This window comes from Staphylococcus sp. HMSC072E01 (genome assembly GCF_001814125.1).
In the GTDB taxonomy this organism is placed as follows: domain Bacteria; phylum Bacillota; class Bacilli; order Staphylococcales; family Staphylococcaceae; genus Staphylococcus; species Staphylococcus hominis.
Genome location: NZ_KV814962.1, coordinates 1 through 12,269, shown reverse-complemented (window position 1 = coordinate 12,269; position 12,269 = coordinate 1). Strand labels below are relative to the sequence as shown.

13 protein-coding genes are annotated in these 12,269 nt (G+C 31.2%); 3 read left to right on the top strand and 10 right to left on the bottom strand.

What is annotated here, in order from left to right:
• Positions 1-26: 26 nt before the first annotated feature.
• The 8 genes from HMPREF2953_RS11610 to hxlA form a co-directional block, all read right to left on the bottom strand.
• A complete protein-coding gene (locus HMPREF2953_RS11610; RefSeq protein WP_256263305.1) occupies positions 27-1,409 on the bottom strand; it encodes a CapA family protein in 1,383 nt (460 codons plus the stop codon).
• Positions 1,406-1,711 carry a hypothetical protein gene (locus tag HMPREF2953_RS11605; protein WP_256263304.1) on the bottom strand — a complete coding sequence of 102 codons (306 nt, stop codon included), beginning with the start codon at positions 1,709-1,711 and terminating at the stop codon, positions 1,406-1,408. Before HMPREF2953_RS11605 ends, HMPREF2953_RS11610 begins: the two co-directional genes overlap by 4 nt.
• 18 nt (positions 1,712-1,729) lie before the next feature.
• Positions 1,730-1,999, bottom strand: coding sequence for a hypothetical protein (locus HMPREF2953_RS11600; RefSeq protein WP_256263303.1), 270 nt, complete (start codon positions 1,997-1,999; stop codon positions 1,730-1,732).
• On the bottom strand, positions 1,996-2,394 hold the full coding sequence (locus HMPREF2953_RS11595; RefSeq protein WP_256263302.1) for a UDP-N-acetylmuramoyl-tripeptide--D-alanyl-D-alanine ligase: 399 nt from the start codon (positions 2,392-2,394) through the stop codon (positions 1,996-1,998). Before HMPREF2953_RS11595 ends, HMPREF2953_RS11600 begins: the two co-directional genes overlap by 4 nt.
• Positions 2,395-2,538: 144 nt before the next feature.
• Positions 2,539-3,144 (bottom strand): Mur ligase family protein, encoded by a 606-nt coding sequence (locus HMPREF2953_RS11590; RefSeq protein WP_256263300.1) that lies wholly within the window; start codon positions 3,142-3,144, stop codon positions 2,539-2,541.
• A gap of 191 nt (positions 3,145-3,335) precedes the next feature.
• Positions 3,336-6,620: a CapA family protein gene (locus tag HMPREF2953_RS01895; protein ID WP_070671493.1), complete on the bottom strand. Its 3,285-nt coding sequence runs from the start codon at positions 6,618-6,620 to the stop codon at positions 3,336-3,338.
• A 252-nt stretch (positions 6,621-6,872) separates the two neighbouring features.
• Entirely contained in the window at positions 6,873-7,421 is a 549-nt protein-coding gene (gene hxlB, locus HMPREF2953_RS01890; RefSeq protein WP_070671491.1) for a 6-phospho-3-hexuloisomerase, read from the bottom strand.
• A gap of 1 nt (position 7,422) precedes the next feature.
• Complete coding sequence (gene hxlA, locus HMPREF2953_RS01885) at positions 7,423-8,055, bottom strand: 3-hexulose-6-phosphate synthase (RefSeq protein ID WP_002455709.1); 633 nt, start codon at positions 8,053-8,055, stop codon at positions 7,423-7,425.
• Between the two features lie 185 nt (positions 8,056-8,240).
• Here hxlA and HMPREF2953_RS01880 point away from each other — a divergent pair, with 185 nt between their 5' ends.
• From HMPREF2953_RS01880 to folE2, 3 genes are read left to right on the top strand one after another with little or no spacing between them, the layout of a single operon-like run.
• Entirely contained in the window at positions 8,241-8,603 is a 363-nt protein-coding gene (locus HMPREF2953_RS01880) for a YojF family protein (protein WP_002488035.1), read from the top strand.
• A 13-nt stretch (positions 8,604-8,616) separates the two neighbouring features.
• Positions 8,617-9,282, top strand: a complete 666-nt coding sequence (gene bshB2, locus HMPREF2953_RS01875) for a bacillithiol biosynthesis deacetylase BshB2 (RefSeq protein ID WP_070671489.1) — start codon at positions 8,617-8,619, stop codon at positions 9,280-9,282.
• Positions 9,283-9,309: 27 nt separating this feature from the next.
• A complete protein-coding gene (gene folE2 / locus HMPREF2953_RS01870; protein ID WP_002455711.1) occupies positions 9,310-10,188 on the top strand; it encodes a GTP cyclohydrolase FolE2 in 879 nt (292 codons plus the stop codon).
• Between the two features lie 52 nt (positions 10,189-10,240).
• Here folE2 and HMPREF2953_RS01865 read toward each other — a convergent pair whose 3' ends face one another.
• Both HMPREF2953_RS01865 and HMPREF2953_RS01860 read right to left on the bottom strand, forming a co-directional pair.
• Entirely contained in the window at positions 10,241-11,857 is a 1,617-nt protein-coding gene (locus HMPREF2953_RS01865; RefSeq protein WP_070671487.1) for a poly(glycerol-phosphate) alpha-glucosyltransferase, read from the bottom strand.
• 131 nt (positions 11,858-11,988) lie between these two features.
• The coding region (locus HMPREF2953_RS01860) for an LPXTG cell wall anchor domain-containing protein (RefSeq protein WP_141754067.1) at positions 11,989-12,269 on the bottom strand (281 nt) is incomplete at its 5' end.

Here is a 12,269-nt window from a genome sequence, read left to right as displayed (position 1 = left end):
TAACTAACAATTAGAGTGTTTTTTCATCAAAGCGGTATATCGTAATAATAATGTTGGTCATAACCTTTTTTAATAGTTTCAATTGAACCGTATTGTTTAAGCATTTGACTACAATGTTTAAATTCATCTTCAGTTAAAAAACGTGGTTGCCAAAATGTTTCTTTATTATTGCTATAAATTGGATAAAGTTTCAAGGATAAGTCATTTTCAGGAGTGATAGTAAGACGTGCAATAAAACTGTATGGAGGTACAAAACGTTGATCATATTCTCCATTACTATTGAATATTCCATTGCCGATACTATACACCACAGTAGTTCGATTAATTTTCTCAATACTTTGCATCATATGTGCACCGTGACCAATAATTAAATCTGCTCCCGCTTCTTCTAATAACTGTGCATATTCACGTTGTTTTATCTGAACTTTACTAAAGTCGACACCCCAGTGAGCAATGACAATCACTTTAGCACCTTCTTCTTTCACTTTAGAAATTTGCTTATACAAAGAAGGATTAATACAAGCAACACCGGGTTTATTTCCTATTGCATAAAAATCGTATTCTCTATACATAGGACGTCGATACCAATATGCATTAAATATTGTATATTTTTGACCATTATAGTTAAGTACAAAAGGCTTTTCTGCTTCTTCTTGTGTATTTCCAGCACCTATTGTATATAGGTTCTCTGCTTCAAACTGTTTAATTGTTCGGTTTAATCCTCCTACGTTACAGTCCATTAAATGATTATTAGCAAGCGTGGCTAAATGAATATATTCTTTTTTTAAAGCACGAGTTGTTTCTTCCTCAGAAGCATGTAAAACATAAGGTTTACGTTGTCTTAAATAAGCATTATCATCATCAGAAATAGCTGCCTCGAAATTACATATATTAAAATCTCCTGTTTTTAAGAAATCACGAATACCATCAAAACTGTAATGTCGACCTTTAGATGTTAATGCATCATCGATATCTTTTGCTTGGCGTTTTTTAGTGTAATATTCACCAAAATAAGTATCCCCGATAATGTTCATTTCAAATGGTGATTTACGTTTCTTACGAATCGAATCACGTTTAGTATGTTTAGGCTTACCCTGTGTCACTTGCATAATTGAATTATAAATTAATTCATCTCTATGAAACGCATCTTTAGCACCTAACACAACTGTAATATATTCTTCACCATTTATTTTAGACAATACTGTCCCGATAGAGTGATCTTGACCGTAGAAGAAACCATGCGTAATCATTCCATAATTAAACAAATTAGAAACTGTTTGGTAATATTTATTTTTAAACGTATATGATGTACGCGACAATATATCTTTTATAAAAGGATGTTTATTAAATAATTTTTGACTGACTACAAATAAGTCATCTAATGAAACTTGTTGTACCTTATCATTCATAGGACGTCCCTAATATTTAACGCGATGGTTTTACTTCTATCTAAACTCTGAATCTCTTCTTTAATATATTTCATAGCATGTTGATTAGAACCTATCACTTTATTGGCTAACATCAAGATAGCATTTGGAGAAGCTGTGACTAATGCCGCTGATAAGATAGTATCTAGTGATAGTTTATCTCCGTGTTTCAAAAGTATAGAGTGAGGTTGCTTGCTTTCTTTTATTGACTGCTTGTCTGGTTCATATATAGTGTTCATTTGTAGACAATTTGCAAATAGTAAATCTAAGATTCGATTCATCAATAACACATTACCTACGCCTTAATTTTGAATGACTTTTTGATTACCTAAATATGCTATTTTTTCACCAGTAGACACCTTGTAAGTAGCGACATCATATCCAGTGCTTGGAACTTTTGGGAGATTTACTAATTGTGGCGATTTTTGTGCTTGCATAATCAATTGATCTTTTATTTTATAAAATTTACCGTTCCTATTTGAACCTTGAATTAAGATGACATCCTCATCTTCAATAATATTTGCTACCTCTCGAGCTAAGTCATCATAATGTTTATAATAGCCACCAATCATATATTTTGGCAATTGTTTAAGAGTATATTAATATCTTTTCCATATCCAAAAACTAAATCCACATGATGATGAATGAGTGTCTTTGCTATATTTTCATGTTGTCGCTGAATATCATCCCTTTCTAAATCCATAAGTTGACCAAGCACGGCTATTGTTTTGCCTTTATAAAATCTTGATTTATTTTCTAATGCTCTAATTCCTTCTATCATTGATTTAGCTGTTACATTCCATGAATTATCTATAACTATAAAATTAATATGGTTTAAAGTGGTATAAGTTTCTAAATTTTGAGCACCTTTATTTGGCTTATAATTTACTAAAGTATCTAAAACAGTATTTAAAGGTATTTCGAAAATTTTTAAAATAGTTAAAACACCGAATATATTTTGAAGCACGGCTTTACTAAATATTGAAGTTTGAAAATTGACTATTTTACCTAAAACATTTAATTATACTTTTATTGCATTTTTGGTTTCACTTATCGTTTCAATGTGAACATCACCATGTATATTAAAACCATAAGTTATAATATTATGGTTTTAATTTGAAATAGTATCATATACTCTTTCAAAGTTATCCATATCACGATTTAAAATTACATAACTATGATAATTCATTCCATGAGTAAGTTGAGATTTTAATAGCGCAGTTTCTTCAACCGTTCGCTGATGATCAGACCCTACAGACGTAATGCTCACTATATCGGGTGGTACATCATCAGTTACTACTGTTTCTGGTAAATGCCATACTTTATCTTCAGATACCTCTAAAACTAAATAATCAGGATTAGTAATTGCATTAGCAATGGTTAACATCATTTCCATTCGCGAATTATAATTTTCTTTAGTAGCCTCAACTGAATGATTGATACTTAATAATTCATTCAATAAACTTTTTGTGGTAAATTCACCTGTAGTTCCAGTTATTGCTATTGTTGTTCCATTAAAATGTTTATAGGAAAAAGCAGCCAATTTACGAATGATATCGTATGAATTATTTACTATAAATTGAGGAATTCGTTCATCTAAATATTCAATAGGATGTATTGCTATAACCCCATAAATATCGTCTTGATAGTTGTATAAGTTAGTATGTGTGTCTTTCCAATTAGAATATTTAGGCGTTAAAACATCTTTATGCCACATTTCCTCATTAATTGCTATAAAAAGTGTCTTATAGCTTTTTTTACTATATTCTTTTGGCTGTCTTTCGGTTAATATCTATATGATCTGTAAACCAATCTTTTTGGGGTTTTCGATACCAATATCCTTCTAGTAATGCTTCTATAAGTGAAATGTCATAAACCATGAATTCCCTCCTATTTGTAATACTTCAATTAAATAGGTATTTCGAAATAGAAATGTTCGTCTTTATCTTTAATAAGATTAGATGAAAGGCCTAATGTTTTTAATAAAGTGAAACAATGTTCTAACTCTTCTTCGCTCACACATCTTGGTTGCCATCTTGTTTCTGAGTTATCGTGATAAATCGGATATAACTTTAGACACATTGTGTGATTGGGTTGAATATTTATTTGAGGAATAAAACTATAAGGGAAATCATTCATACTTCTTTCATCTGCCTCATTACCAAAAATACCTACACCAATATCATAAAGTACAGTAGTTGCGTTCATTTGCTCAATGCCTTGCATATGATAGTTGCCGTGACCAATGATGATGTCAGCACCTGCTACACTTAATCGCTGAGCCTGGAGACGTTGATACATTGTAATATCTTGAGTAGAATCTTGCTGTTTTTTTCCCCAATGCGCTATAACAATTACTTTAGTTTTAGGATCCTCACGTTTAGCTACACTTATTTGTTCATAAATAAATGGATTCAAACAAGCAATACCTTTTTCTTCTCCGATAGCGTATCGATTAAATGCATAGTAATTTTCTGACTGATAATAATAAGTATTAAAAATCATATAGCGTTGATGGTTAACATAAATGACAAATGGTTTCTCTGCGTTTTGTTGATTATACCCAGCACCAATATTATAAATATCATGTTCTTCTAGTAATTCTAAAGTTCGGTTTAATCCTTCTTCATCACTGTCCATAAGATGAGGACTGGCTAAAGAAATTAAATCAATATTTTCTTGCTTTAATATTTCTAAAGTACCTACTTCATTTGAGCGTCTTATATTATGAACTCTTTGTTCCAAATAGGTATTTTCAATATCAAACATAGGTGTATCGAGCATACAAATATTAAAGTCTCCTTTATCTAATAATGGTCTTATTTTTTCAAACCGAGATGAAGAAGATTGTAATGCTGTTTCAGGCATAGGAACATTTGAAAGTTCTTCAAAATACGTATCTCCTAAAATATTTATCTTATAGGCTTCTTGTTTAACTTTACGTATATTTTCAATTCTTAGCTTTTTATTTTCATTATTAAGTGCATTTGATAAGGTACGATAAATAATTGCATCTCTATGAAATGCATTTCTCGCACCTAAAACCACCGTAATATATGTCTCACCTTTAAATTTCGAACGAACAATACCAATAGAATCATTTACACCATAGAATAACCCATGAGTAATCAGTCCATAGTCATATAAATTACTACGCATTTTATATGTACTATTTTTAAAGGTGTAACTTGAAATAGATAATATATCTCTAACAACTGGATAATTAGTAAATAGTAATTTACCAATTAAGAATAAATTACCTAACGTTAATTTTTGCTTTTTACCTTCTATAGGAAGACCTGTAATATTTTCTGCAATATTACTGTTTAATCCTAAAGCTTTTACCATAACTTTCATCATATTCAAACTATTTTCACTAGAACCTAGTACACGATTCGCTAACATCATTGAAGCATTAGGAGCGTTACTCACTAAAGCAGCAGATAAAATATCTTCTAATTGAATCTCATCATCATTTTCAAGTGGAATTGCATGCTTTTTATTATTCATATTTAAAGATTGTGTATCTGGTTTAAACGTCTGACTACGATGTAATTTTTTTGAAAATAATAGGTTTAAAATGCGATGAATAACTAGTAAGTTCCCTACACCTTGGTTTTGTGTCACATACTGATTACCATATTGTGCTACTTTTTCACCCGTTCTCATATTAAAGACTGCAGATCCATACCCTTCACTAGGAGGCAAGATATCTTTAATTGTCTTAAATCCAATAGGTTTAGTAGCTGCCACTTCAATAATTTTATCTTGAAGTGCCTTCCATTCTTCAGATTCATTACTGCCTTTAATTAATAGACTATCTTCATTTTCCAAAATCACTGCGACTGTATGTACAAGTTGATCTACTGAATGATAATATCCAATGACTTGAGTTGTAGGTAAATGCCTTAAACAATAAACAGTATCTTTACCATAACCTATGACTAAATCAATATTAGATTGTCGTATTTCTTCTGCCAGAGCTCGATATTGCCCTTCTTTGTTTTCTTCAGTAATACCAAATAAATGGCCTATAATCGCAATGGTTTTACCTTTAAAATACACTTTTTGATTATTTAATTCTTTTAATGCCTCCCTCATTCCATCCATTGTAGGCTCATTATTACTATTAACAATCTCATAGATATCACCTTTATACGTATGATGTTGAGTAGCTTGGTGACGATCTTCAACTGGTATAAATTCTTTCAAATCATGAATAATCGTATAGAGAGGGATATGAAGGACTTTTAATGTAGTTAAAACACTAAGTACTTGTTTTATTTTTTCAATACCATGTATTTTTATTTGAAAATCTATATTTTCACCAAGTATATTTGCTTTAACTTGCTCAAATTCACCAAACTTTTTATTACGTAATACAAAAACATCTGAGTTGGGAATAAAACCATAAGAAATAAAATTAAGTTTTAGATCCTCAATACTTTTATGCAATGATTCGAATCCTTCGCTATCACTGTTCATAATCACTGTACTATCTACAAACATTGGCTTAATTAGTTGCGTATAATGTTCTATTACAGAATTAAGATTTTTCGTTTCTGTTTGTTCAATTGAAGAAATAATTGAAATATCTGGAATATACTTCTCAAATTGTTTTAAATTTGAAGTTAAAACCTGATAATAGGCATTAGAAATAATATATTCTGTTTCTTCAGAACTACTAGCTAAAGCAGTTAAAAGGTTAATATAAGGATGATCATACTGTTTAATTAGTGATATATGTTCTCCTTTAGTAAGTAATTCATTAAGCAACGTATTAATTGTGACAAGATCATTTTTGTTAGTACCTGTAGTTGCAATAAGTGTTGCATCTGCTGTGTCATATGCACTATGTGCTAGTTTATCTAATGCTTCATAAGGATCATCTACAATGAATTGTGGAATAGATACATCTAATTGTGGAATAGGCGTCTTTACAACTACACCAGAAATATATTGAGAGGCATGCGATACAATCGAATGTGTATCGTGCCATTCACTATTATCTTTAACATGAGATTTCCATGTATCGTTATCAATAGCTACAAATAATGATTGATGATGACTTCGATAATCTTCACGTGCTTGAGCATAACTTGCTACAACATTATCTACTGCCCAATCTTCTTTAGGGGATACATACCAATCTCCTTCCAGTATTTCTTCAATACGCTTCTTATCAAATACCATTGTAAAACTCCCAGCTTATATATTTAGAATCTCTTTATATTAACGTATTCTATAATTGTTATTTTAATATTTTCTTATATGTATTATGCATTATAATTAATAAAATTTTACATTTTCCACAAGTCCATAACATACTATTTATTATATATCTTTTTTTATTGTATATATATATTTATAGTTAATTTTATTAAAATGATACACAAAAATAGGGATTTCTAAATTAGAAATCCCTACTCTCTTAACCATACTAATTTATTCTAAATTAGCATGATTGTCTTGCATTGTTTCTTCATTAATATTAAAGGCATCCATTAATCCAATCACGACACTATCTAAAAAGATGAGTGAAGATTGTTCAAATAGACTACCTAATGGCTGTTCAGAGCCTTCTGCTTCATGTTTCGTTCCTGCAGGTAAAGTAATCACTGTATCAGCGACATCGCCAATTTTAGATTCTTTTTTAGTTGTTATTAAAGCAATTTTAGCACCAACTGAATGTGCCTTTTCAGCTAATAATCTTAGGTGTTCTGTTGATCCAGAACCGGAAATAATAATTAATAAATCATGCTCTTTAATAGATGGCGTTGTTGCTTCACCTATTGCAGATGCATCTTTTCCTAGTTGATTCAAACGCATTGCAAAGCTATTAGCAACATATCCAGAGCGACCTTTACCAGCTGTAAAGATACGAGATGCGCCAACCACTTCATTTGCAAAACGTCCATAATCATTATCCTCTAGATGTGATAACGTGTTATCTATTTCTTCAAGAATTAAATGATAATTGTTAAAAGTTGGCATTTTATTTACCTTCAATCGCTTCACGACATTGTTTAGCTGCTTCTACAGGATCATCTGCATTAGCAATACCGCCACCAACAATAACTAAATCAGGTTCTTCTGCTACAATTTCTTTAATTGTTTCAGGTTTAATACCACCAGCTACGGCTACTTTAGAATTTTTAATGACTGATTTAACTGTACGTAAGCTTTCTAATGGAGATTGTCCTTCAGCTTGTAAATCATAACCAGTATGAACAGCGATATAATCAGCGCCCATTTCATCTAATTCTTTCGCACGTTTTTCTAAATCTTGTACAGCAATCATATCAACTAACAATTGTTTACCATGTTTGTGTGCTTCTTCAACCGCACCTTTAATTGAAGCATCTTCTGCAACACCTAAGATAGTCACAACATCTGCACCAAATTTAATAGCTTGGCTTACTTCATAGTCTGCTGCATCCATAATTTTTAAATCAGCTAACACTTTCGCATTATTAATATTTTCATTTAAATGTTGAACAGCTGGTAATCCTTCATTAATAACGATAGGTGTACCAATTTCTACGATATCCACATATTCTTCAACTTTTTTAGCTAATTTTGCTGCTTCTTCTTTATTTAATAAATCGATTGCTAATTGTAATTCCATTACAAACATCCTTTCGTATCATAATCATAGTACTATAGATACCCATGATAAATATTTTTAAACATTTAAATCACTTCGAATTATTTTCCTTCATTTACAAATAAATTGAGCATAGGGATACAATTCAGTCGTTCTTTTTAGTACAATAGATAGATACACACATTGTATGGTTGCAAGGAGTGAACATGTTGGAACCCATTAAAGCTGAAGAAGTACAACGATTATTAACTACATTTGAAAACAAACCTGTCTATTTGCATGTTGAAACGACGAATGGTGCATATGCTAACCATTTTGATCAACGTGTGTTTAATGCAGGTACGTTTTTACGAAATATACAAGTCACATATGAACATGCGCAACTAAAGGGCGGAGATAAAGATCCATTTCGTGTTGGGTTGAAACTTCGTGATGGAGGTTGGGTATATGTACAAGGCCTGACTCACTATGAAATCAATGATAATAATGAATTTTTAATAGCTGGATTTAATTACGAAGGACAGTTGGCTGCAACGATTGAAATCAGTGAACAGCCGTTCACAGTATAGAGGAGGAAGATTCATGAAAGATGAAAGACATGTACTAATGATATTTCCACATCCCGATGATGAAACCTTCTCATCTGCTGGGACGATCGCAAGTTATATTGAAAACGGAGTGCCTGTCACTTATGCCTGTCTCACATTAGGACAAATGGGACGTAATTTAGGCAATCCCCCTTTTGCGACAAGAGAGTCACTACCTTATATTCGCGAAAAAGAATTAGAAGATGCTATGAAAGTGATTGGTATTACTGATTTACGTAAAATGGGTTTAAGAGATAAAACAGTAGAATTTGAGCCACATGAGCAAATGGATGATATGGTAAAAACATTGATTGAGGAGACAAATCCATCAGTGATTATTTCATTTTATCCAAAATTTGCTGTACATCCAGACCATGAAGCAACAGCTGAAGCTGTCGTAAGAACAGTAGGACGTATGCCTAAAGAAGAGCGTCCAAGACTTCAACTCGTAGCATTCAGTAATGATGCACCGGATATTTTAGGAGAACCTGATATATTAAATGACATTAGTCAATATAAAGAGATTAAATTACAAGCGTTTGAAGCTCATAAATCTCAAACAGGTCCTTTCTTAAAACAATTAGCTAGCCCTGAAGTTGGCGGAGAAACACAAAGTTTTCTAGAAGTCGAACCTTATTGGACATATCGTTTCGACAATTAAAATCATTAGAGGAGGTACAATAAACGAATGACTGAATTTGATTTATCTACTCGAGAAGGTCGCTGGAAACATTTTGGTTCAGTAGACCCTATCAAAGGTACAAAACCTACCACTAAAAATGAAATGACTGACTTACAAAGTACACATAAAAACTTCTTATTTGAAATTGAAGAAGTGGGTATTAAAAATTTAGTATATCCTGTTAAAATCGATCAATTTCAAACAGCAGGTACATTTAGTTTCTCAACAAGCTTAAATAAAGATGAAAAAGGGATTAACATGAGTCGTATCTTAGAAAGTGTTGAGAAACATTATAATAATGGTTTAGAACTTGATTTCGATACACTATATCAAGTATTACGTACATTACAAGACAATATGAAACAGAATGCTGCGGGAGTAGACGTTTCAGGCAAATGGTTCTTTGATCGTTATAGTCCTGTAACTCATATCAAAGCAGTGGGTCATGCTGATGTTACTTACGGTTTAGCAATTCATAAAGATCAAGTAACGCGTAAAGAAATTACCCTCACAGCTACTGTAACAACACTTTGTCCTTGCTCTAAAGAAATTAGCGAATACTCTGCTCATAATCAACGTGGTGTTGTAACAGTGAAAGTGTATTTAGATAAAAATTCTGAAATGACAGATGATTACAAAGAAAAGATTTTAGATGCAATGGAAGCAAATGCAAGCTCTATTCTTTATCCAATTTTAAAACGTCCTGATGAAAAACGCGTAACAGAACGTGCATATGAAAATCCACGTTTCGTTGAAGATTTAATTCGTTTAATTGCTGCAGATTTAGTAGATTTTGACTGGATTGATGGCTTTGACATTGAATGTCGAAACGAAGAATCCATTCACCAACACGATGCTTTCGCAAGACTAAAATATAGAAAATAAATAATACCCCCTATATTGAGTGAACACATACACTGAATATAGGGGGTATATTTTATTTTTTAAAAGCTTTTTGAAATTGCACATAACCTGAAACATAATGTTCAATATCATCAATTCTGACTCGATATCCATGATGTTTGATAAAGAAACTACCCAAAATACGACTTGGATTTTTAAAATACATTGCTACTTCTGGATAGAAAAATCCAACACGTTGATACTCTGCCCTTGTATAAATCACATCAATCAGTTGTTGCTCATCTATTAAATGTTGAACGATATGTTCGAAACCTGTTTCCTTAGCTTTCTGTATTAATTTATAAGTTGCCATTAACATTTCTAAAAATGTTGGAAATGTCGTTTCACGTTGTTCAATATAATCTAAATGTGTATTGACATTTTTTATACCAAACTCAACATATTTTTCTTTAGGATCAATCTGTACTAGTTCATTAGTGCAATACCCAAGCCAATGATCATGATACTGCCAATAACGATTTTCTATAAAGTAATTCATTAATTTCTTTACTGTATATAGCCATATTTCATTATGGTCTTGTTGATATAATCTTAATAATGCTAAACATGCTTCACCATCATAATAAACAATTCTAAATTTTTCTTTTACTGTCAAATCAGGATAATTTAAAACATGTGTGGTTTCATACGTGTCTTTATTAATCATTGAAATGATACCTTTTGCTACTTTTTGCGCAGCTTTAAGATAACGTTCATTACGATTTACTTTTAGATATTCACATACTGCAAAAATAAAGGCTGCGTTTTGTCCTAATTTAATTTCATTTATATCTTTAGTATCATCGAATACATAACCTTTATTATCATATTCATAAATATAATTATTTATAACATAGTCAATTGCTTTTTCAATAGAATTTAAATCTCTTCCTAAATAGGTTAGCCCCTCTATTAATGCATAGGTTGATGACGAGTGTCTTAACATATTATAAAAGCTAATTTCTTTATCGAAATGTGGGAAATAACCATAATTATAACGACCATTGTCATGTAACATTCCTTGTAAGTAATCTACACTACTTACTATTAAGTCATCTACTTCTTGATATAAATCGTCTACTTTTCTTAACCCTTTTTTATATCCAGACTCATATAGTTCATAAATTTCATCATTATCTAATATATATCCTTTGGTCCAAAATTTAATAACTTCTTTATTTTTAAAAAATTGATGAGAATAACCATTTTTGTGTGTGGTATATTTTCTTAAATAATTATTAATATTATCTTCTGACAAAAACATTTTTTTAGTCTTCTTATCAGGTCTTACAAATGCATTCGCATTAATTTCTTCAGGTAAAAAAGTCATATTCCAATAAGAATCGAAAGCAATACCAAAATCAATATAATTACGACGTGTTTCAATTAATTGTTTTTTGACAGTATCAAAAGGCACTGTTTCTGTATGAGTTACAACATCTAATTTAACCCATTCGGGTAATTGACCAGACTTTTTCTTGAAATTTTGACAATGTTTTAAAATGTCTCTTTCTAAATAACATAAATTTTTTAAGAGCTTCACTTTAGCTTTAATATTAGGTTTTCCTATGCTTAAAAAAATATATTTCTCAACTTGTCCTGTATTTTTTACTTCTTGTACTAATTCTTTAACTTTAGTTTCTAAACTCATGTTAGCCTCCACTCAAATAAACTAATTTTACATATATTATAACAATAATTATTATCTTTATATAAAAAAGCCAGGCCGTTTTAATGACCTAGCTTTCTTTTTATTAGTATCTATCTAACTTTTAAAGACAATTATTTATTTTCTTTTTTATTTCTACGACGTTTGCTAGCAAAGAATAATGATCCTGCTGCAGCGAATAATGAACCTAATAATGTACCATTTGTTTGTTCTTTGTTACCAGTATCAGGCAATTGTTCTTTATCATGTTGTTTGTTTTCTGAATCTGCATCGCTGTCTGCGTCTGCATCTGCATCGCTATCAGAGTCTGCATCACTGTCTGCATCTGCATCGCTATCTGCGTCTGCATCACTGTCTGTATCTGCATCGCTGTCTGCGTCTGCATCACTGTCTG

Coding starts and splice junctions, on each gene's coding strand:
- HMPREF2953_RS11600 (WP_256263303.1), bottom strand. CDS start 1,999: ATGATTGGTGGCTATTATAAACATTATGATGACTTAGCTCGAGAGGTA.
- HMPREF2953_RS01895 (WP_070671493.1), bottom strand. CDS start 6,620: ATGGTATTTGATAAGAAGCGTATTGAAGAAATACTGGAAGGAGATTGG.
- HMPREF2953_RS01880 (WP_002488035.1), top strand. CDS start 8,241: ATGTTGGAACCCATTAAAGCTGAAGAAGTACAACGATTATTAACTACA.
- folE2 (WP_002455711.1), top strand. CDS start 9,310: ATGACTGAATTTGATTTATCTACTCGAGAAGGTCGCTGGAAACATTTT.
- HMPREF2953_RS11590 (WP_256263300.1), bottom strand. CDS start 3,144: ATGTGGCATAAAGATGTTTTAACGCCTAAATATTCTAATTGGAAAGAC.
- hxlA (WP_002455709.1), bottom strand. CDS start 8,055: ATGGAATTACAATTAGCAATCGATTTATTAAATAAAGAAGAAGCAGCA.
- bshB2 (WP_070671489.1), top strand. CDS start 8,617: ATGAAAGATGAAAGACATGTACTAATGATATTTCCACATCCCGATGAT.
- HMPREF2953_RS11610 (WP_256263305.1), bottom strand. CDS start 1,409: ATGAATGATAAGGTACAACAAGTTTCATTAGATGACTTATTTGTAGTC.
- hxlB (WP_070671491.1), bottom strand. CDS start 7,421: ATGCCAACTTTTAACAATTATCATTTAATTCTTGAAGAAATAGATAAC.
- HMPREF2953_RS01865 (WP_070671487.1), bottom strand. CDS start 11,857: ATGAGTTTAGAAACTAAAGTTAAAGAATTAGTACAAGAAGTAAAAAAT.